At 70.5% G+C, this 21,453-nt stretch carries 16 protein-coding genes; 7 read left to right on the top strand and 9 right to left on the bottom strand.

Going from position 1 to position 21,453, the window contains the following annotated elements; translation table 11 throughout:
* The first annotated feature begins 12 nt into the window (after positions 1 to 12).
* The gene (locus AC5677_RS19925) at positions 13 to 555 is read left to right on the top strand and encodes an RNA 2'-phosphotransferase (RefSeq protein WP_497196358.1); all 543 of its coding nucleotides are present in this window, start codon (positions 13 to 15) and stop codon (positions 553 to 555) included.
* Positions 556 to 650: 95 nt separating this feature from the next.
* On the opposite strand, the gene pspAB is transcribed toward AC5677_RS19925, so the two are convergent.
* Positions 651 to 1,214, bottom strand: a complete 564-nt coding sequence (gene pspAB, locus AC5677_RS19920) for a PspA-associated protein PspAB (RefSeq protein WP_497196357.1) — start codon at positions 1,212 to 1,214, stop codon at positions 651 to 653.
* A 65-nt stretch (positions 1,215 to 1,279) separates the two neighbouring features.
* A complete protein-coding gene (gene htpX, locus AC5677_RS19915; RefSeq protein WP_497196356.1) occupies positions 1,280 to 2,179 on the bottom strand; it encodes a zinc metalloprotease HtpX in 900 nt (299 codons plus the stop codon).
* A gap of 254 nt (positions 2,180 to 2,433) precedes the next feature.
* Between htpX and AC5677_RS19910 the strand changes: the two genes are divergently transcribed.
* A complete protein-coding gene (locus tag AC5677_RS19910; RefSeq protein WP_497196355.1) occupies positions 2,434 to 3,342 on the top strand; it encodes an LLM class flavin-dependent oxidoreductase in 909 nt (302 codons plus the stop codon).
* 77 nt (positions 3,343 to 3,419) lie between these two features.
* Complete coding sequence (locus AC5677_RS19905) at positions 3,420 to 4,298, top strand: Cof-type HAD-IIB family hydrolase (RefSeq protein ID WP_497196354.1); 879 nt, start codon at positions 3,420 to 3,422, stop codon at positions 4,296 to 4,298.
* Between the two features lie 74 nt (positions 4,299 to 4,372).
* Here AC5677_RS19905 and AC5677_RS19900 read toward each other — a convergent pair whose 3' ends face one another.
* The 5 genes from AC5677_RS19900 to AC5677_RS19880 all read right to left on the bottom strand — a co-directional run bounded on the left by AC5677_RS19900 (position 4,373) and on the right by AC5677_RS19880 (position 13,667).
* Positions 4,373 to 5,488 carry a M23 family metallopeptidase gene (locus AC5677_RS19900; RefSeq protein ID WP_497196353.1) on the bottom strand — a complete coding sequence of 372 codons (1,116 nt, stop codon included), beginning with the start codon at positions 5,486 to 5,488 and terminating at the stop codon, positions 4,373 to 4,375.
* Between the two features lie 147 nt (positions 5,489 to 5,635).
* Positions 5,636 to 7,315 carry a GAF domain-containing sensor histidine kinase gene (locus tag AC5677_RS19895; protein WP_497196693.1) on the bottom strand — a complete coding sequence of 560 codons (1,680 nt, stop codon included), beginning with the start codon at positions 7,313 to 7,315 and terminating at the stop codon, positions 5,636 to 5,638.
* Positions 7,316 to 7,475: 160 nt separating this feature from the next.
* Complete coding sequence (gene cydD / locus AC5677_RS19890; protein WP_497196352.1) at positions 7,476 to 11,096, bottom strand: thiol reductant ABC exporter subunit CydD; 3,621 nt, start codon at positions 11,094 to 11,096, stop codon at positions 7,476 to 7,478.
* Between the two features lie 12 nt (positions 11,097 to 11,108).
* Positions 11,109 to 12,149 carry a cytochrome d ubiquinol oxidase subunit II gene (gene cydB, locus AC5677_RS19885; RefSeq protein ID WP_497196351.1) on the bottom strand — a complete coding sequence of 347 codons (1,041 nt, stop codon included), beginning with the start codon at positions 12,147 to 12,149 and terminating at the stop codon, positions 11,109 to 11,111.
* Positions 12,150 to 12,158: 9 nt separating this feature from the next.
* Complete coding sequence (locus AC5677_RS19880; RefSeq protein WP_497196350.1) at positions 12,159 to 13,667, bottom strand: cytochrome ubiquinol oxidase subunit I; 1,509 nt, start codon at positions 13,665 to 13,667, stop codon at positions 12,159 to 12,161.
* A gap of 247 nt (positions 13,668 to 13,914) precedes the next feature.
* Between AC5677_RS19880 and AC5677_RS19875 the strand changes: the two genes are divergently transcribed.
* Positions 13,915 to 14,283: a cyclophilin-like fold protein gene (locus AC5677_RS19875; protein ID WP_497196349.1), complete on the top strand. Its 369-nt coding sequence runs from the start codon at positions 13,915 to 13,917 to the stop codon at positions 14,281 to 14,283.
* 70 nt (positions 14,284 to 14,353) lie between these two features.
* On the opposite strand, the gene hisC is transcribed toward AC5677_RS19875, so the two are convergent.
* The gene (gene hisC, locus AC5677_RS19870; RefSeq protein ID WP_497196348.1) at positions 14,354 to 15,433 is read right to left on the bottom strand and encodes a histidinol-phosphate transaminase; all 1,080 of its coding nucleotides are present in this window, start codon (positions 15,431 to 15,433) and stop codon (positions 14,354 to 14,356) included.
* 371 nt (positions 15,434 to 15,804) lie between these two features.
* Between hisC and AC5677_RS19865 the strand changes: the two genes are divergently transcribed.
* From AC5677_RS19865 to AC5677_RS19855, 3 genes are all read left to right on the top strand, one after another.
* Positions 15,805 to 16,905 carry a LacI family DNA-binding transcriptional regulator gene (locus tag AC5677_RS19865; protein WP_497196347.1) on the top strand — a complete coding sequence of 367 codons (1,101 nt, stop codon included), beginning with the start codon at positions 15,805 to 15,807 and terminating at the stop codon, positions 16,903 to 16,905.
* Between the two features lie 279 nt (positions 16,906 to 17,184).
* Positions 17,185 to 18,297 (top strand): metallophosphoesterase, encoded by a 1,113-nt coding sequence (locus AC5677_RS19860; protein ID WP_497196346.1) that lies wholly within the window; start codon positions 17,185 to 17,187, stop codon positions 18,295 to 18,297.
* A gap of 213 nt (positions 18,298 to 18,510) precedes the next feature.
* Positions 18,511 to 19,437, top strand: coding sequence for a hypothetical protein (locus AC5677_RS19855; RefSeq protein WP_497196345.1), 927 nt, complete (start codon positions 18,511 to 18,513; stop codon positions 19,435 to 19,437).
* A gap of 151 nt (positions 19,438 to 19,588) precedes the next feature.
* On the opposite strand, the gene thiC is transcribed toward AC5677_RS19855, so the two are convergent.
* Positions 19,589 to 21,397: a phosphomethylpyrimidine synthase ThiC gene (thiC, locus tag AC5677_RS19850; protein ID WP_497196344.1), complete on the bottom strand. Its 1,809-nt coding sequence runs from the start codon at positions 21,395 to 21,397 to the stop codon at positions 19,589 to 19,591.
* Between the last annotated feature and the right edge of the window lie 56 nt (positions 21,398 to 21,453).

Genomic DNA, 21,453 nt, shown 5'->3' with positions numbered 1-21,453 from the left:
CACTCTGGAGCCATGAACAGTCAGCGCTCCGTGCGCATTTCCAAGTACCTGGCCAAGCATCTACGGCATGAGCCGGAACGGATCGGCATCACCCTCGACGCCCAGGGGTGGGTGGCGGTGCCGGAATTGATCGAGGCGGCCGCACGGCACGGATTCCGGTTCACCCGGGCCGAGTTGGAGGCCGTGGTCGCGCAGAACGACAAGCGGCGCTACGCCATCGAGCGCGACCGTATCCGCGCCAACCAGGGCCATTCGATCCGCGTCGACCTCGACCTGCCGCCGACCGAACCGCCCGCGCATCTCTTCCACGGCACGGTGGCCCGCAGCGTCGCCGCCATCCGGGACGAGGGGCTGCGGCCCATGTCCCGGCACGCCGTCCATCTCTCGCCGGACCGCGAGACCGCGGCCCGGGTGGGCGCCCGCCGCGGCAAGGCCGTCGTGCTGACGGTCGACGCGGCCGCGATGCACCGGGCCGGCCATGTCTTCCAGGTCAGCGCCAACGGCGTCTGGCTCACCGCCCACGTGCCGCCGGAGTTCCTTCGCTTCCCGGGCTGAGCGGCCATCCCGCTCAGCAGCCATCCCGCTCAGCGGCCGTTTCGCTCAAGGCCTGTTCGCTGGCCTGTTCCCCGGCCTCTGCCCGCGCCCCCGGCTCACAGCCCAGGCGCCCCCCACACCGGGAACCACCGCGCCAGATCCTTCTCGACCGTCAGATCGTCCCCGAGCAGCGCCCGCGTCTGCAGCTCCAGCGGATTGTCCCGCTTCTCGCCACCACCCGGCTGCGGGGCGAACGGATAGAACGTCCCCCGCTTGTAGAGGTACACCAGCGCCAGCGGCCGGTCCCGCCCGTCGCGGAAGCCGATCAGCGAGCACAGCAGCTGCGGCCCAAAACCCGCCTCCTCCAGGGAGGTATTGACCGCATGCAGGTCATTGACCAGGCCCGCCACATCGTCCGGCGCATGCCGCGCCAGCAGCCACGTATAGCCGTAGGCGTCCTGAGTGAACTCCACCGAGCCGCCCAGCAGCCCCTGTGCCTCCTCCTGGATCCGCGAGAACGCCCCGCCCTCGACGCTCGCGAAACACACCGACCCCAGGCCGGTGGGCTGAAAACCGGCCGCGGCCTCCAGCGTCACAGCCGCGGACGGCAGCGCGAAAAGCCGGTCGAGGTCGGGACGTACCGGCTTGCTGCGGCCCAGAATGGCGTCCAGAAATCCCATGCGCGGCCCACTCTCCTTCGCTCACTGACGGATTCCCCCGCTGGTCGATTCCGGTACGGGACACCTCACGGCCGCCCCAGCTGCGCCGCGATCCGGCCGAGCTGATCCAGCCGCTGTTCCAGCGTCGGGTGCGAGGACAGCAGCCTGCTGAAGCTCTCCTTGTTGAACGCCGGGGCGAAGTAGAACGCGTTGAACGGCTGCGCCTTGCGCAGATCCTCGGTCGGGATCCTCGCCATCTGCCCGGTGACCTTGGTCAGCGCGGAGGCCAGGGCCGACGGCCGGCCGGTCAGCATCGCGGCGGCGCGGTCCGCGGACAGCTCCCGATAGCGGGACAGCAGCCGGGTCAGCAGGAAGCTGATGGCATAGACGACGGCACTGACGGCGGTGACGATCAGTACGGCGATGGCCGTGTTCTGGTCGCGGTTGTTGCGCCCGACGCCGCTCCACAGAGCGGCCCGGGTGATGATTCCGGCCAGTACGCCGAGGAACGACGCGATGGTCATCACGGCAACATCGCGGTGCGCCACGTGCGAGAGCTCGTGCGCCAGCACGCCCTCCAGCTCCTCCGGCTCCAGCCGCCGCAGCAGCCCCGTCGTCGCGCACACCATCGCGTTCTTCTGATTACGGCCGGTCGCAAACGCATTCGGCACATCCGAGTTCGCGATCGCGACCCGCGGCTTGGGCATATCCGCCAGCGCGCACAGCCGGTCGACGGCACCGTGCAGCTCTGGCGCCTGCTCCGGTGTCACCTCGCGCGCACCCATGCTGAACGCCGCGATCCGGTCGCTGAACCAGAACTGCGCGACGAACAGACCTCCCGCAATGATCAACACCACCACCCAGGCGCCCTTGAGCAGCACCACCAGCACGCCAACGACCACGACATACAGCAGGCCGATGAAGAACATCGTCGTCACCATGCGCGAGGTCAGCCCGCGGTCGGGGGCGAATCGGGTCTGTGCCATGGCTCCTCCACATCGCACCACTCTTCGCGCAGCCCGCACGTTCACGCGCTGCCCTGCCTTGCGCGCCACACCCTGCGCACTGCGCCGCTGTCCCGATTCTCCCTCTTTGCCGCTATATGCGGGGTAAAGTGCGGGCCGCTATGGCGTGCGGCGGGTTTCACGTGAAACAAACGCCCGAGGACCGGACTGCCACCGAATGGCCCCGTAACCGACGTCACCCCACGCTTCGCGGGCCTCCCCGTACGCTTTACGGCATGAGCGCTTCCCTCCGCCTGAGCACCGTCATCCTTCCCGTCCGCCGCTGGCACGAGGGCGGCCGCGAACAGTGGCAGCGGGCCGAAGAGCTCGGATTCCACACCGCCTACACCTACGACCACCTGTCCTGGCGGTCCTTCCGCGACCAGGCGTGGTTCGGCGCCGTGCCCACGCTGACCGCCGCCGCGGCGGCCACCTCGCAGCTGCGCCTGGGCACGCTGGTGACCTCGCCCAACTTCCGGCACCCGGTCACCCTCGCCAAGGAACTGATCACCCTCGACGACATCTCCGGCGGCCGGATCACCCTCGGCATCGGCGCCGGCGGCAACGGCTTCGACGCGACCGCGCTCGGCCAGGAGGCCTGGTCACCGCGCGAGCGGGCGGACCGCTTCGGCGAGTTCGTCCCGCTGCTCGACCGGCTGCTCACCGAGGACGCGGTCTCCCACCAGGGCACCCATTACTCGGCCGAGGAAGCCCGCAACATTCCCGGCTGTGTGCAGCGGCCCCGTCTCCCCTTCGCGGTCGCCGCCACCGGCCCGCGCGGGCTGCGGCTCGCCGCCCGCCACGGCCAGGCATGGGTGACGACCGGCGACCCCAAGATCGCCGCGACCGGCACCCCCGAGGACTCGGTGGCCGCCCTCCAGGGCCAGCTGGAGAAGCTGGAGAAGGCGTGCTCGGACGTCGGCCGGGACATCGCCCAGCTGGACAAGATCCTTCTCACCGGCTTCACGCCGGACGGCAGCCGTCCGCTGGAGTCCCTCGACGCATTCGTGGACTTCGCGGGCAGGCACCGTGCGCTCGGCTTCACCGAGATCGTCGTCCACGCGCCGATACCGGACTCGATTTTCGCCGCGGACCAGAAGGTGTTCGAGCGGATCGCCACCGAGGCGGCCGCACAGCTCGGATGACCAACGGGGCGCTCGCCCCAGAGCCGGGCGAGCGCCCCAGCGCACGCCGGTACGCCGACGTACGCGAGGATGACCCCGTGACTGATGCCTCCGCCACGCCGCTCGAGCCGGTCGTTCCCTCCCGGCCGACCCGGCTGATCGCCACCGACCTCGACGGCACGCTGCTGCACGACGACAAGACGGTCTCCGACCGGACGATCGCCGCGCTCGCCGCTGCCGAGGAGGCCGGCATCGAGGTCTTCTTCGTCACCGGACGCCCGGCCCGCTGGATGGACGTGGTCAGCGACCATGTGCACGGCCACGGCCTGGCGATCTGTGCGAACGGCGCGGCCGTCGTCGACCTGCACCGCGGCCGCCGCATCGTCGAGGTCAGCCCCCTGGAACCCACGGTCGCGCTGAACGTCGTCACCGCGCTGCGCAGCGTTGCCCCCGGCACCAGCTTCGCGGTGGAGCGGACCGGCAGTTTCCACTACGAACCGGGATACCCGCCGCTCCGCCTGGACCCGACCACGAACGTCGCCCCGGCGGAAAAGCTTCTCGCCGAGGATTTCGCGGCCTCCGTGGACCCGGAAGGCAAGGGCCAGCCCGTCCTCAAGCTCCTCGCGCACCACCCCGACCTGGACCCCGACGCCTTCCTTGCGCTGGCCCGTACGGCCGCGGGCGATCTCGCGTCCTTCACCCGGTCCAGCCCCACCGCTCTCCTGGAGATCAGCGGCCCCGGTGTCAGCAAGGCCGGCACCCTCGCCCGCTGCTGCGCGGAGCGCGGCATCTCGCCCGCCGAAGTCGTCGCGTTCGGCGATATGCCCAACGACATAGAGATGCTCAGCTGGGCCGGTACGTCGTATGCGATGGCCAACGCCCACCCCGACGTGCTGGCCGCCACCACCCGCCGTACGGCATCCAACAACGACGACGGTGTCGCCATGGTCATCGAGCGGATCCTGAAGGCCCGGTAGCCCCGTACGGTCCGCCGCCCGGTACCGCTTCACGGCCCGTACATGCCCGGCGGCAGCTCACGCCCGGCAGCGGCTCACACCGTGACGCCGTGCTCCCGCAGCCACGGCACGGGGTCCACCCCCGACCCCAGGTAGGGCGTCCGCCGCACCTCGAAGTGCAGATGCGGCCCGGTGGAGTTGCCGGTGTCGCCCGACAGCGCGATCCGCTCCCCGGGGCTGACCTGCTGTCCTGGGCGCGCCAGCGCCGCCGACAGATGCGCGTACACCGTGTACAGGCCCTCGCGATGCCGTACGACCATGCTGATCCCGAGGCCGTCACCGCAGCTCACGCTCTCGATACGGCCCTCACCGGCGGCCCGCACGGCAGTGCCGACCGGCACCGCGAAGTCCTGGCCCGTATGGCCGGCGGCCCAGTGCGACCCCGCGCCACCGAAGGGGGCGGACAGCACATAGCGCTCCACCGGCCGCATCCACGGTGCGTCCGGAGCGACCACCGGGGCAACGGCCCGGACCGCGGTGGTCACCTCGTTCGGGAGCGTGCCGCAGTTCCCGCTCCGGGACGCCTGCGACGCCAGCTGCCGCAGCGCGACGCGGGCCGAATCCAGACCGCGGTCGGCCCGCTCCTGCATCTCCCTGAGCCGGTCGCGATCCGCGGCGAGCGCGGCCGCACGGGCGGTCGCCGTCGCGCTGTCGCCCGCCAGCGTGCGGCCGGCGCGCTGCACGGTGCCCACCCGCGCCACCAGCGCCCGCTCCCGCCGCGCCGCCTCCTCGTACACGCTGACCAGCGGCTTCCGCCCGTCGAGGGCCGCCGTGCGCAAGGTGTAGGCGACACGGCTGCCGGCGCGGTACTGCGCACCGGCGATCGCGCCGGCCCGGCGGTGCAGTGCCTCGGCCAGCCGTCGGGCCCGGTCCGCCTCCGTGCGCAGCCGGTCGCTCTCCGCCCGCTGCTCCTGGACCGCGCGGCGCCTCGCTTCGTACGAGCGGCCCGCCCGTCGCGCCGTCTCGCCGAGCCGCACCACTTCGAGGCTCACCTCCGCCAGCCGAGGCCGGGCCGAGTGGCCGGCCACGGCGCGCGGGCCCTCGGGGCGCTCGCCGACGACATGCCGCCCCGGGGCGGCCGCCCTCGCGGCCGGGACGTTAGGCCCGACAACCCCCACGGCCACCGACACCGCCAGGGCGAACGCACCCATCCCGCACGCCCCCGCCCGCTTTACCCCCCGTCCCTTCCAGCACGCCCATGAACGCATAGCCAGAGATTGACCCGAAATAATGGAAAAACTTCGCATCTCGGGCCCTTGCGGCCCGCCCAACGCCCCGAACGGGCGAGCGCCACCCCCTCACAGCGGCGCCTCCCACGTCACTTTCGTACCACTGCCCCCCTCGCCCAGCCCCGGTCCGTACGCACTGGAACCGCCCAGCGACTCCGCACGCCTGGCGAGATTCTTCAGACCGCTGCGGCGACCGTCCTCCGGGATGCCGATGCCGTCGTCGGCGACCGTCAGACGGACCCCCTCCGCCCCGTCCGGCAAGGTGACCGTCGAGTCGACGACCACCTCGATCCGCGAGGCCTGTGCGTGCCGGAAGGCGTTCGAGAGCGCCTCGCGCAGCGCGGCGATGAGGTTCTTGCCGGTCAGCTCGCCGACCCGGGAGTCGACCGGCCCGATGAAGTTCGCCGACGGCTGGAAGCCGAGCAGGACGGCGGCGGTGCCGATCTCGCGCAGCACCCGGGTGCGCAGCCCGGACGGCACCTCGGCCGGGCCCTGCTGGAGCGCGAAGATCGCCGTCCGGATCTCCTGGATGGTCACATCCAGTTCATCGATGGCCTTACCGACGCCCCGCGTCACCTCCGGCACCTGGGCCTTGCGGTACGCGCTCTCCAGCATCATCCCGGTCGCGAACAGCCGCTGGATGACCAGATCGTGCAGGTCACGGGCGATGCGGTCGCGGTCCTCGTAGACCGCCAGCCGCTCGCGGTCGCGCTGCGCATCGGCGAGCACCAGCGCCAGCGCGGCCTGCGCCGCGAACTGGGTGGCCAGCGTCCGCTCGGCGGCGGTGTACTGACGGGCGCCGCGGTTGCGCGGGATCGCGAGCGTACCCAGCACCCGGCCACCACTCTTGAGCGGCAGCATCATGCTCGGGCCGAAGCGGGGCGCGATGGCCGTGACCATGCGCGGATCGGTGGCCGAATCGTCCACGAACACCGGCTCTCCGGCGAGGAGTTGCTCCGCCACCGGGCTGTCCGGCGGAACCTGCGTGCCCATGATGCCGGTCGGGTCTTCCGCCGACACCGCGACGATCTCCAGCCCGCCCACGTCGTCGGGCAGCAGCACAATGCCGGCCGACGACTCCGCCAGCCGCCGCGCCTGCTCGGCAACCACCGCGAGCGCATCGTCGACATCGCTGCCCGCCAGGAGTTCGGTGGTCACCGCGACCGAGCCGTCGATCCAGCGCTCCCGCTGCCGGGTCGCCGCGTGCATCCGGGCGTTGCCGATCGCGATACCCGCCTCGGTGGCCAGCACCCGCACCATGTGCAGGTCCTCCTCGCTGAATTCCCCGCCGCCGCGCTTCTCCGTCAGATAGAGATTGCCGAAGATCTCTCCCTGGACGCGGATCGGCACCCCCAGGAACGTCCGCATCGGCGGATGCCCCGGCGGAAAGCCGGCCGAGCGCGGGTCCTGCGTCAGATCGCCGAGGCGCAGCGGCTTCGGATCGTGGATCAGCGCGCCGAGCAGGCCCTTGTGGCCGTCGGGCAGCGCGCCGATCCGCCGGTGCTGCCGCGCGGTCACCCCGTAGGTGACGAAGTCCGACAGCCCCTCGCGGGTTTCATCGATGATCCCGATCGCGGCATAGCGGGCGTCGGCAAGCTCGGCGGCGGTCTCCACGATCCGGTCGAGGGTGATGTGCAGATCGAGCCCCGCGCCGACCGTGCGCATCGCCTCCAGCAGCTGCGGGATCCGGGCGGTCAGCTCGGACGACAGGCCGTGCAGACTGCGGGTGGCCTCGGTGGCCGCGTCCATGGGATCGCCGGCCGGGGGTGCGTCCGCTCCCCCTGGGCCCACCGGGCCGGCGTCCATGGGGTCAGAGGGTCCTTCCGTGGCTGCCATGCCATGAGCCTAATAAGGGCCCATTTCTGGGGAAAGTCCGGTTATGCGGCCCGCGGTCCTCCCGGGGGCGGGCCTATACGAGGACGCCGACGGGTGCGGGGCCCTCTCCGTACGCCGCATCGACCGCCCGCTCGCGCTCCAGCATCCGCCGGAACGGGCCGTCGGCCGCGGCCAGCTCCGCATATCCGCCGTGCTGTACGGCCCGGCCCCGGTCCAGCACCAGCACCTCGTCGACCGCGTCGAGGCCGGTGAGCCGATGGGTGATCAGAACGGTCGTACGGCCCTCGGTCGCGGCCAGCAGATCGGCGGTCAGCGCATCGGCGGTGGCCAGGTCGAGGTGCTCTGCGGGCTCGTCCAGCACGAGCACCGGGAAGTCCGCGAGCAGCGCACGCGCCAGCGCCAGCCGCTGCCGCTGACCACCCGACAGCCTGGCACCGTGCTCGCCGACCATGGTGTCCAGCCCGTCGGGCAGGCCCCGCACCCAGTCCGCCAGCCGCGCCCGCTCGAGCGCGTCCCACAGGTCCCGGTCGGCGGATTCCGCCGCGTCCGAGCCGCCCGGGCGGGCGAGCCGGAGGTTCTCCCGCAGCGAGCTGTCGAAGATATGCGCGTCCTGTGCACACAGCCCGACCAGGCGCCGGACCGCATCGCCGTCCATCGCCTGGGCATCCGTCCCGGCCAGCGTGTACGCACCGGCCTCCCGGTCGAGGAAACGCAGCAGCACCTGCGCCAGCGTGGTCTTGCCGGAGCCGGACGGGCCGACCACGGCCAGCCGCCGGCCGGCCGTCAGCGTGAACCCGACGCCGTCCAGCGCGGGCTCGGCCTGTCCCGGGTGGCGCGCACTCAGATCCCGTACGGCCAGCGGGAACGGCGCCTCGGGTGCAGCTGTCGGCGTGACCGGCTCCTGCACCGGCACGGGGGCGTCCAGCACCTCGAAGACCCGCTCAGCGGCGCGCCGGGTGCGCTGGCGGTACTGCACGGCGAGCGGCAGCCCGGCCACCGCCTCGAACGCGGCGAGCGGGGTGAGCACGACCACGGCCAGCGCCACTCCGTGCAGCCGCCCCGCGTGCACGGCCTGGACACCGGCCACCGCCGCCGCGGCGACGGTCAGCCCGCACAGCAGCGCCGAGAGCCCGGCGCCGGTACCGGCCGCGGCCGCGGAGCGGGAGGCGATCCGGGTCAGGTCGCGATCCGCGCGGCGGGCCGCTTCCGTACGGGCCGTCAGGGCGCCGGCGACGGTCAACTCGGCCGTACCGGTGAGCAGATCGACGACGCGCGTGGACAGCACGCCGCGGGCCGACGCCAGCTGACGCTCCGCCCGCCTGGCGAGCGCACCCGAGATCAGCGGCACTCCGGCACCGGCGAGCAGCAGCCCGACGGCAAGGATCATGCCGGCCTCCGGCAGCAGCCAGCCGGTGAACCCGACCGCTCCCAGCCCGACCACGACCGCCGCGCCGACGGGCAGCAGCCAGCGCAGGAAGTAGTCCTGCACCGCATCGACATCGGCAACGAGCCGGGAGAGCAGATCGCCGCGGCTGCGGTACCGGAGACCGGCGGGCGCCAGCCGCTCCAGTCGCCGGAAGACGGCGACGCGTACGTCGGCGAGCATCCGGAACACCGCGTCATGCGCCACCAGCCGCTCGGCGTAGCGGAAGACGGCCCGCCCGATGCCGAACGCCCGGGTCGCGGTGACCGCCACCATCAAATACAGCACCGGCGGCTGCTGCGCGGCCCGCGAGATCAGCCAGCCGGAGGTCGCCATCAGGCCGACCGCGCTGCCGAGCGCAAGGCTGCCGAGCAGGAGGGCGAGGGCGAAGCGCGCCCGGCGGGCACGGGCCAGACGGCGGAGACGGGTCAGGGCGGAGAGTCCGGTGGCCGGGGTGTCGGCGGGCGGGGCGGTGTCGCCGTCGATCGCCGTGGGGGAGGGGGCCAAGGACGGTGCGGGCGCAAGGGTTTCGGTTTCACGTGAAACCGAGGTCGCGCCCGAAACCTCGGCCGGCCCGGTCAGCCGCACCACCCGGTCCGCCACCGCCAACAGCGCCGGCCGGTGGACGACCAGCAGGACCGTGCGACCGGCCGCCAGGCGGCGGACCGCGGCCACGATGGCCTCCTCGGTCTCGCCGTCGAGGTTCGCGGTCGGCTCGTCCATCAGCAGGATCGGGCGGTCGGCGAGGAAGGCGCGGGCGAGCGCGATGCGCTGGCGCTGGCCCGCGGAGAGTCCGGCGCCCCGTTCACCGAGGCGGGTGGCCTCGCCTTGCGGGAGCGCGTCGACGAAGTCAAGCGCCCCGGCGTCGCGCAGGGCGGCCCGTACCGTCGCGTCGTCCGCGTCCGGGCGCGCCAGCCGTACGTTCTCGGCGATGGTGCCGGCGAAGAGATGCGGGTGCTGCGGGACCCAGGCGATCCGCCGCCGCCAGCTTTCGGGGGCGAGGGAGGCGATGTCCTGGCCATCGGCCAGGGCGCGGCCCTCGGCGGGTTCGGTGAAGCCGAGCAGCACGCTGAGCAGCGTGGACTTGCCCGCACCCGAGGGGCCGACCAGGGCAACGGTCTCGCCGGGCCGCACCTCGAACGAGGTCGCGGGCAGCGAGTCGGCGGTGCGCCCGGGATGGCGGACGACCAGATTCTCGACGGTCAGTCCGGTGCCTTCGGGCGCGGGGGCGGTGCCGGGCGCGGGCACCGGGGTCTCCAGCACCGCAAAGATCTCCTCCGCGGCCGACAGCCCCTCGGCCGCGGCGTGGTACTGCGCACCCACCTGCCGCAGCGGCAGATAGGCCTCGGGCGCCAGGACCAGCACCATCAGGCCGGTGTAGAGATCGAGTTCACCGTGGACCAGGCGCATACCGATACCGACGGCGACCAGCGCAACGGAGATGGTGGCGAGGAGTTCGAGGGCGAAGGAAGAGAGGAAGGCGATCCGCAGGGTGCGCAGCGTGGCGCGGCGGTAGGCACCGGTGATGGCGCGGATCGAGGCGGCCTGGGCCTTGGCCCGGCCGAAGACCTTGAGGGTGGGCAGCCCCTCGACGACATCGAGGAAGTGGCCGGAGAGCCGGGCGAGCAGCCGCCACTGGCGATCCATCCGGGACTGGGTGGCCCAGCCGATCAGGACCATGAACAGCGGGATCAGCGGGAGGGTGAGAACGATCGTGAGCGCAGAGATCCAGTCGCCCAGGACGATCCGGGCGAGTACGGCGACGGGGACGACGACCGCAAGGCCCAGCTGCGGCAGATAGCGGGCGAAGTAGTCGTCGAGAGCATCGATACCGCGAGTGGCCAGGGTGGCGAGTTCGCCGGTACGCATCTGGAGCGTGCCCGCGTCGGCCGCATCCGCTCCGTCCGCGCCCGGGGCCTCGCCGCCGGCGTCCGTACGGCGGATCGTGGCACCGGGCCCCAGCCGCGCCGCACGTTCGATCAGCCGCATCCGCAGCTCGGACTTGACCGCGGCGCTCGCGCGGTGGGCGGCCAGTTCGGTGAGCCAGGAGACCAGCCCGCGGCCGACCGAGACCGCGGCGAGCAGCGCGATCGGTGTGGTCAGAGCGCCGAGATCAAGGTGGTGCTGGAAGGCACCGACCACGATCTCGGCGATCAGCATGGCCTGTCCGACGACCAGCCCCGCTCCGGCAAGCCCGAGGACCACCACCGCGACGAGGAAGTGCCGGGTGGCGCGGGCGTATCGGAGCAGGCGCGGGTCGATCGGTTTCACGTGAAACCTCCGTCAGCTGGTCGGCGTAGGAGTAGGGGCGTCGACGGTGGGCACATGGGCGTCGGCGATGTGCTGGGTGCCGATCCGCTTGCGGAAGACCCAGTACGTCCACGCCTGGTAGAGCATCACGATGGGTGCGGCGATCACGGCACACCACGTCATGATCTTCAGGGTGTAGGGGCTGGACGAGGCGTTGCTGACCGTGAGGCTCCAGCTCTCGTTCAGCGTCGACGGCATGACGTTGGGGAACAGCGTGAGGAACAGCATCGCGACCGAGGCCGCGATGGTGATCCCGGAGAACGCGAACGCCCATCCCTCGCGGCCGAGCCGGTTGGCCCCGATGGCCGCCACCAGCGCGACGACCGCGACGATCATGGCGATCAGGCTGGCGCCGTCTCCCTTGCTGACCTGGGTCCATGCCAGGAAGGCGACCGCGGCAACGGCCGCGAGCAGTCCAAGTACGGTCGCGATCCTGCGCGCCCGCTCCCGGATGTCGCCCACGGTCTTGAGCGAAGCGAACACCGCACCGTGGAAGGTGAACAGCGTCAGGGTGACCAGTCCGCCAAGGATCGCGTACGGGTTCAGCAGATCGAGGACGCTGCCCACGTACTCCTTGTGGGCGTCGATCTTCACTCCGCCCACGATGTTGCCGAACGCGATGCCCCACAGGACGGCCGGCAGCAGCGAGGTCCAGAAAATCGCCGTCTCCCAGTTGCGCTGCCACTTCTCCTCGGGCCGCTTGGCGCGGTACTCGAAGGCGACACCGCGCACGATCAGGCAGACGAGGATCAGCAGCAGCGGCAGGTAGAAGCCGGAGAAGAGGGTGGCGTACCACTCGGGGAAGGCCGCGAAGGTCGCGCCGCCCGCGCTGAGCAGCCAGACCTCGTTGCCGTCCCAGACCGGGCCGATGGTGTTGATCAGTACGCGCTTCTCGCTCCGGTCACGGGCGAGGAGCTTGGTGAGGACGCCGATCCCGAAGTCGAATCCTTCGAGGAAGAAGTACCCGGTCCACAGGAAGGCGATGAGGACGAACCAGATGTCGTGGAGTTGCACAGCCGCCTCCTAGTACGAGAAGGCCATCGGCCGGTCGGCGTCCGCGGGGTCGCCGCCGATCTTGGTGGGAGGGTTGAGGTCGGAGTCGGTGAGTTCCTGGGGTCCGGCCTTGATGTACTTCACCAGCAGCTTGACCTCGATCACTGCGAGGATCGCGTAGAGCGTGGTGAAGACGACCAGCGAGGTGATCACCTCGCCCTGCGAGACGCCCGGGGAGACCGCGTCCGAGGTGCGCAGCACGCCGTAGACGACCCAGGGCTGGCGGCCCATCTCGGTGAAGATCCAGCCCCAGGAGTTCGCGATCAGCGGGAAGCCGAGGGTGACGAAGGCGAGCGACCAGTACCACTTGCTCAGCCGGGCACCGAGCACCTTGTTCTTGGTGAGCGCGAGATGCGGTGGCTCCTCGTCCCCCGTACGCAGCCCCGGCGACAGCCAGAACTTCTTCCGGGTGAGCCAGAGCCCGGCCAGGCCGATGGCGAAGGACGACATGCCGAAGCCGATCATCCAGCGGAAGCCCCAGTAGGCGACCGGGATGTTGGGCCGGTAGTCGCCGGGCCCGAACTTCTGCTGCTCGGCCTTGTTGACGTCGTTGATACCGGGGACCGGCGAGGTGAAGTCGTTGTGGGCGAGGAAGGAGAGCAGGCCGGGCACCTCGATGGCGACCGTGTTGTGGCCCTTCTCGACATCGCCGTAGGCGAAGACGGAGAACGGCGCGGGCTCTTCCTTGTCCCACAGCGCCTCGGCGGCGGCCATCTTCATCGGCTGCTGCTTGAACATCACCTTGCCGAGCTCGTCGCCGCTGATGGCGGTGAGCAGGCCGGAGATGACCAGGGTGACCAGGCCGAGCCGCAGCGATGTGCGCATCACCTTGATGTGCTTCTTGCGCATCAGGTGGAACGCGGAGATGCCGACCATGAAGGCGGCGCCGGTCAGGAAGGCGGCGGTCAGCGTGTGGAAGGCGACGACCAGGGTGGTGTCCTGGGTGAGCACCTTCAGGAAGTCGGTGAGCTCGGCGCGGCCGGTGTGGGCGTTGTACTTGTAGCCGACCGGGTGCTGCATCCAGGAGTTGGCGGCGAGGATGAAGTACGCGGACAGGATCGTGCCGATCGAGACCATCCACATGCAGAAGCAGTGGATCTTCTTGGGCAGCTTGTCCCAGCCGAAGATCCACAGTCCGATGAAGGTGGACTCGAAGAAGAAGGCAATGAGCGCCTCGAAGGCGAGCGGGGCACCGAAGATGTCACCGACGAACCGCGAGTAGTCGGACCAGTTCATGCCGAACTGGAACTCCTGGACGATGCCGGTGACGACACCCATCGCGATGTTGATCAGAAACAGCTTGCCCCAGAACTTGGTCGCCTTGAGGTACTTCTGCTTCGCCGTTCGGACCCATGCGGTCTCCAATCCGGCCACCAGAGCGGCAAGGGAGATCGTCAAGGGGACAAACAGGAAGTGGTACACGGTCGTGATGCCGAATTGCCATCGCGCCAGAGTCTCTGGCGCCAACGCCAGCTCCACGTCGCTTCCTCCTTACGTCGCCGATGCACTACGGCAATGTCCCGTTGCGTCCCTTGCCAGACACAGACCGCGCGTGCGCTTGTGAACGCGTTCACATTCACAAGCATTATTACGCATGGGCCTACAACCTTCGATAAGGGGGGTACGTGACCGCCGTCACGCTCAAATCCATGGCCTATGAATCCTTACGCCAGGCTTACTACGCACCCCTTCCCCTGGCCTTCAACATATTGTTGAATTCGTCGCCATGAAGATCCGAATCTCCTGGCCCGCAGGGCAGGTCACCGCCACGCTCGACGACACCCCGACCGCCGCGGCGCTGCTCGCGGCCCTGCCGATCGACGGCACCGCAAACACCTGGGGCGAAGAGGTCTACTTCGACACCGGGCTCACGCCCGCGCTCGAGGCCGACGCCCGTCAGGTGGTCGAACCCGGCACGGTCGCCTTCTGGACCGAGGGCAACGCCCTCGCCCTGCCCTACGGCCCCACGCCGATCTCCCGGGGCGAGGAGTGCCGCCTCGCCTCCCCCTGCAACGTGCTGGGCCGGATAGACGGCGACCCCCGCACGCTGGCCACCGTCCGTGGCGGCGACACGATCCACGTACACAAAGCCTGAGGCCGCGGGTCAACCGACCCACGGCCTCAGTGCAACGCCATACAGCGCCCTTGCAACACCCCGCAATGCGTTACAGCGCCTTGCGGAACTCCTCCGCTGCCTGCAGGAACAGATCCATCGCCGCGCTCTCACCGATGGTCACCCGCACGCCCTCACCCGGGAACGGCCGCACGACCACCCCGGCGCGCTCACATGCCGCCGCGAAGTCGACGGTACGGTCCCCCAGCCGCAGCCAGACGAAGTTGGCGTGCGACTCGGGGACCGTCCACCCCTGCCCGGCCAGGCCGTCGACCACCCGGGCCCGCTCGGCCACCAACGCATCGACCCGCTCCAGCAGCGCCGCCTCGCTGCGCAGCGACGCCACCGCCGCCTCCTGCGCCAGCTGGCTCACCCCGAACGGCACCGCCGTCTTGCGCAGCGCCGCGGCCACCGGCTCGTGCGCCACCGCGAAACCGACCCGCAGCCCCGCCAGGCCGTACGCCTTGGAGAAGGTCCGCAGCACGCAGACATTCGGCCGGTCACGGTAGAGCTCTATGCCGTCCGGCACCTGCTCGTCCCGGATGAATTCGCGGTACGCCTCGTCCAGCACCACCAGGACATCGCTCGGCACCCGGTCCAGGAAGGACTCCAGCTCGGCGCGGCGTACAACGGTGCCGGTGGGGTTGTTGGGGTTGCAGACGAAGATCAGCCGAGTCCGGTCGGTGACCGCGGCGAGCATCGCGTCCAGGTCGTGCACCTCGCCGGAGGTCAGCGGCACCTGCACCGGAGTGGCGCCGGAGACCTGGGTGACGATCGGGTACGCCTCGAACGAGCGCCAGGCGTAGATCACTTCATCGCCGGGCCCGGCCGTCGACTGCACCAGCTGCTGGGCCACACCCACCGAGCCGGTGCCGGTCGCCAGGTGCGTGAGCGGCACCGAAAATCGCTCGGCCAGCTCCGCCACCAGGCCCGTACAGGCCAGGTCCGGGTAACGGTTGAGGGACCCGGCGGCGGTCACCGCGCTCTCCAGAACGCCCGGCAGCGGCGGGTAGGGGTTCTCGTTGGAGGACAGCTTGTAGGCGACAGGACCGTCGGCCGCCGCGGGCCGGCCCGGCTTATAGGTGGGGATGCCGTCCAGCGCAGCACGCAGCTTCGGGGTCTTCTCGCTCACCGCAGGTCCTCCTCGACCGTCCCATTCGACTCCAATACTGCACACCTTATGAGGATTGCCCCGTCCGGCGGCAGTCCCTGATCCATCAGGGCCACCCGCGCACAGGCTCTGCGGAGCGCTCCCCATTCCGTCACGCGCCGGTGGCTTGCGCCGTGGCGCGCATCCCCCGTGAAGGTGACTTGAGACCTCTTCGAGACCTGGACCGACCGGCAGGCGGGGGCGGCCAAAATAGCCCCGTATGATCACCTCAAGCGTCAACTACCTTTGTTTCAAAGGATATTGATGGTCCGTCACCATGCAGAAACGTACCTTTTAACAAGCCTCGGCGGGGCCCCGCGAATGGCCCTGCCGAGCCCTACTATCGGCTCGCCATGACAGCAGCAGGGAAGCACCAGGTGAGCCGGTCGACCGGTCGCCGGCTGGGACGGGCGGGCATCCGGGACGTCGCCGCCGCAGCCGGTGTGTCCATCACGACTGTCTCAGACGCGCTCAACGGCAAGGGCCGGCTCCCGGATGCCACCCGTAGCCATGTCCGCGAGGTGGCCGACCGGCTGGGCTACCGCCCGTCCGCAGCCGCCCGCACCCTCCGTACCGGCAAGTCAGGGCTCCTCGGCCTGACCGTGACCACGTACGGGGATGAACCTTTCACCTTCACCGAATTCGCGTACTTCGCCGAGATGGCCAGAGCCGCCACCTCCGCGGCGCTGGCCCGCGGCTATGCGCTGGTCATCCTGCCGGCGACCTCCCGCCACGACGTATGGTCCAACGTCGCGCTCGACGGCACCGTCGTCATCGACCCGGCCGACGGCGACCCCGTCGTCACCGAACTCGTCCGGCACGGCATCCCCGTCGTCTCCGACGGCCGCCCCGGCGGCGCGCTGCCCGTCACCGGCTGGGTCGACAACGATCACGAAGCCGCGGTCCTCGACCTGCTCGACCACCTAGCCGAGGCCGGCGCCCGGCGCATCGGCCTGCTCACGGGCAACACCACCGACACCTACACCCGGCTGTCGACCACCGCGTATCTGAGCTGGTGCGAGCGGGTCGGACAGGACCCGGTGTACGAGTCCTACCCGGCTCACGACCCCTGCGCGGGCGCCGTCGCCGCCGACCGGCTGCTGGCCCGGCCGGACCGGCCTGACGCCGTCTACGGACTCTTCGACCCCAACGGCACGGACCTGCTCGCCGCCGCCCGGCGCTACGGCCTGCGCGTCCCCGAGGATTTGTTGCTGGTCTGCTGCAGCGAGTCCACCGTGTACGCCACGACCGAGCCGCCCATCACGACTCTCTCCCTCAAGCCCCGCCGCATCGGCACCGCCGTGGTCCAGATCCTCATCGACGCCATCGAAGGCCTCGACAACGGCCGGCCCATCGAACAGGTGATACCGACCGATCTGATCGTGCGGACCTCGTCCCAGCGACGCTCGCCCCGCACGGCCGTGAGTCCGCCACGGGGATCGGCCGGCGCCTGAGTGCACGCCGTCACACGACGAATCACGCGTAACATCGCCGCCCACGCGCCTCCTTCGGTCAGGAAAAAACAGGGCGATCCCGGGAGAAATCAGCCGCGAACGCCGGGCTCCTGTCGATTGACCACCCCCGGGTGCGTCACAACCCGCGAGCAGCATTCCTATGATGGGCGCACGACACCGCGGACCGCCGTCGACCAGGCAAGGTCCGAGAGGTGCACGGCGGCGACGGTGGAGGGGTCAATGACTCAGGGGGCCAGTCAGGGACCCATGGTGTGGACCATGGCGGAACAATCACCGGCGTCTCCTGTGCCGCCCGGACCGCGCTTCGGTGCGCCCGCGGCGCCGCCGCCGATGCCCCCGGCCGGTCCGCCGGTCCATCTGCCCGCCGGCCCGCCGGCCGCACCGCCTCTGGTGCCGACCCCCGCCGCGCCGGTCGAGCTGCCCGAGGAGTACACCCCGACCGCGCGCGACCTCCCGGTCATCGGTTCGGCCCGTACGGACACCCTCATCGACCGCCCGGCCGCCGACCTCATCCCGTCGGCCGAGCCCGCCGTCGACCAGGACGCGCCCGAAGGCATGGGCCCGCTGTACGTCGTCGGCGACGTCCACGGCTACTACGACGAGCTGCGCGAGGCGCTCGCCGCCGAAGGGCTGATCGACGCCGACGGCAACTGGGCGGCCGGCAACGCCCGTCTCTGGTTCCTCGGCGACTTCACCGACCGCGGCCCGGACGGCATCGGCGTCATCGACCTGGTCATGCAGCTCTCCGCCGAGGCCGCGGCGGCCGGCGGCTACTGCAAGGCCCTGATGGGCAACCACGAGCTTCTGCTGCTGGGCGCCAAGCGGTTCGGCGACACCCCCATCCAGTCCGGTGCCGGCACCGCCTCCTTCCAGGCCGCCTGGCTCCTCAACGGCGGCCAGAAGTCCGACATGGACCGCCTGCAGGACCACCACCTGCAGTGGATGGCCCGCCTGGACGCCGTGATGGAGGAGGACGGGCATCTGCTCGTGCACTCCGACACCACCGCCTACCTCGAATACGGCGACTCCATCGAGGCCGTCAACGACACCGTCCACGACGTGCTGACCCGCAGCGACGCCGGCGAAGTCTGGGACCTGTTCCGCAAGTTCACCAAGCGCTTCGCGTTCCGCGACGAGTCCGGCTCGCTGGCCGTACGCGAACTTCTGGACGCCTACGGCGGCGAGCGCGTGGTGCACGGCCACAGCCCGATCCCGTATCTGCTCGGCGAGGTCGGCACCGAGGACGGCGACAACGACGGCATCGCCGTCGACGGTCCGCATGTCTACGCCGACGGGCTGGCCATCGCGATGGACGGCGGTGTCACCATGGCCGGAAAGCTGCTGGTGGTGCAGCTCCCCCTGACGGACTGAGCGTTCTCCGGGCCGATGCGCTCCGGGCCGTTGGGTGTGCGGCGGGCCTTTGGTTGGGGCGGAATCCGGTCTCGGCATTACTCAAATTCCGCAAACTCACTGTCACCCCGTGGCGGAGGCGCTCTACCATCGGGCTATCCGTAGCAGGCTCTCCTCCGTTTCCGCCCGCTGCCCGGCCCAGCCGGCACGTACGGCCGTACGGAGCATCGGGGGATGCACATGAACAGCGCTCCGCACCTGCTGAACGAGGATCGCGCGGAATTCACGCGGCTCCTCGATGAGGCACTGCGCACCGCCGAACACCGCCCGGACGGCCTCACCGCCGCCGCGGGACAGCACCTCAGCGCCGAGCAGTTGCGTGCGATGGCACTCAGCGCCACCACCGCCATCGCCGCCTGCGCCACGGCCGAATACCAACGCTATGTCCAGCTCCGTACCGCCCTGCGGACACCCGCCGCGGCATCTTCCGGGGACAGAACGGAGTCCTCGGAGCGGGACGGAACGGCCGACGAGGCAACGGGTTCGGCCACTGATCCGCACTCGGCCGACGTCACCTCCGCCCCCGAGGCCGCGGAAACGGCCGGTGCCGGGCTGGCCGCCATGATCGCCGTCCTCGTCCCGGTCCTCGCCGGCATCGCCGCCGTCCTCTTCCTCCTCATCGGCTATGTTCTGCGCGCCGTCAGCCCCGACAAGTCCATGGCTCAGCCGCTGATCAGCGTCGGCTGGATATTCGCCGCCCTGACGGCGGCCGGGTCCCTCGTCGCAATGGCCGGCCTCGTCATCACGGCCCTGCGCAACGGTTCGACGTCCTCCCGCGCCTCCAAAGCGGAGAAACTCCAGGCCATGGACGTCGACCGCGCCCACGATGCCTGGTGCCACGCCCTCCTCGAACGCGGCCTGCTCCCCTTCCTCCGCGAGGCCCTCACGGACCCCTCGCCGGGCGCGGATCCGGACCCCGTCCGGTACGTCCCCCACCCGGCTCCCCAGCACCGCATCCCGACGCTGGGCTACACCCGCCCCACGTTCTCGAGCCCCGACAACGGCTCATCGGGGTCGCGTCCGCGCTATTCCAGCCCGGATTTCACGAGCCCGGAGTACGGGGGATCGGGTGCGGGGCCGGGCGGGGGATCGCCGGAGTAGCCTGCGACGGCCGGGACATGCGCCTCCGCAACGGCCCCGGCGTCGCCCACCGCTCGTCTTGCGCCACACGAACCGGCGTCGCCCCCAGGCATCCTTCGCCTCGGAGCGACGCCGGGCCGCGCGGCAACGATCCGCGTTCCGGCTGCGGGTATCAGTCCGCCATCGGCAGATACACCCGGTTCCCGCTGGCCGCGAACTCCTTGGACTTCTCCAGCATCCCCGCCTCGATCTCCTCGGGTGATGCGTTCGCCTCGCCGCCGAACTGCTCGGTGATGCTCCGGCTGATCTTCATCGAGCAGAACTTCGGGCCGCACATCGAGCAGAAGTGAGCCGTCTTGGCCGGTTCGGCGGGCAGGGTCTCGTCGTGGAAGGCACGGGCGGTGTCGGGGTCGAGGGCCAGGTTGAACTGGTCCTCCCAGCGGAACTCGAACCGCGCGTCCGAGAGGGCGTCGTCCCAGTCCTGAGCGCCCGGGTGGCCCTTGGCGAGGTCCGCCGCATGGGCCGCGATCTTGTACGTGATGACGCCGGTCTTGACGTCGTCGCGGTCGGGCAGGCCCAGGTGCTCCTTGGGCGTGACGTAGCAGAGCATCGCGGTGCCCCACCAGGCGATCATCGCGGCGCCGATTCCGGACGTGATGTGGTCGTAGGCGGGCGCGATGTCGGTGGTCAGCGGGCCGAGCGTGTAGAACGGGGCCTCTTCGCAGATCTCCTGCTGGAGGTCGATGTTCTCCTTGATCTTGTGCATCGGGACGTGTCCCGGGCCCTCGATCATCGTCTGGACGCCGTGCCGCTTGGCGATCGTGTTGAGCTCACCGAGCGTCCGCAGCTCCGCGAACTGCGCCTCGTCGTTGGCATCCGCGATGGAGCCGGGGCGCAGGCCGTCGCCGAGCGAGTAGGTGACGTCGTAGGAGGCGAGGATCTCGCAGAGCTCCTCGAAGTGCGTGTAGAGGAACGACTCCTGATGGTGGGCCAGACACCAGGCGGCCATGATCGAGCCACCGCGGGAGACGATGCCGGTCTTACGGCGGGCGGTGAGCGGGACATAGCGGAGCAGCACGCCCGCGTGCACCGTCATGTAGTCGACGCCCTGTTCGGCCTGCTCGATGACGGTGTCCTTGTAGATCTCCCAGGTCAGCTCCTCGGCCTTGCCGTCGACCTTCTCCAGAGCCTGGTAGAGCGGGACGGTGCCGATGGGGACGGGGGAGTTGCGCAGCACCCACTCGCGGGTGGTGTGGATGTTACGGCCGGTGGAGAGGTCCATGACCGTGTCGGCGCCCCACTTGGTGGCCCAGGTCATCTTGTCGACCTCCTCCTCGATGGAGGAGGTGACGGCGGAGTTGCCGATGTTGGCGTTGACCTTCACCAGGAAGTTCTTGCCGATGATCATCGGCTCGATCTCCGGGTGGTTGACGTTGGCCGGCAGTACGGCGCGGCCCGCCGCGATCTCGTCCCGTACGAACTTGGGGCTGACGTTCTCGCGGATGGCGACGTACTCCATCTCCGCGGTGATTTCGCCTCGTCGGGCGTAGGCGAGCTGGGTCACCGCGGCGCCGCCCCGGCCGCGGCGCGGCTGGCGCGGGCGGCCGGGGAAGACCGCGTCGAGGTTCTTGAGCCCGCCGCGCGGCGAGGTGTGCTTGAGGCCGTCGTCCTCCGGCCGCATGGGGCGGCCCGCGTACTCCTCCGTGTCGCCGCGAGCGATGATCCAGTTCTCCCGCAGCGGCGCGAGGCCGCGGCGGACGTCGGTGTCGATGTTCGGATCGGTGTACGGCCCGGACGTGTCGTAGAGCGTCACGTCCTTGCCGTTGGTGAGGTGCACCTTCCGGACGGGGACCCGTAGATCGGGCCGCGAACCGGAGACATAGCCCTTGTGCCAGCCGATCAGCGGCCGGCTGCCGTTGGCGGCGCCGTTCTGGCTGCCGTCCTGAACGTTTTCAGGCGTGCGTGCATCCTGCAGAGTCATAAAGACCCAACTCCCTACGCCGGCATTACCCGGTAACAGGTTCGGCGGTCGACGCA

Source organism: Streptomyces sp. JLSY215 (assembly GCF_059682825.1).
This window is presented reverse-complemented; position numbering and strand designations above follow the sequence as displayed.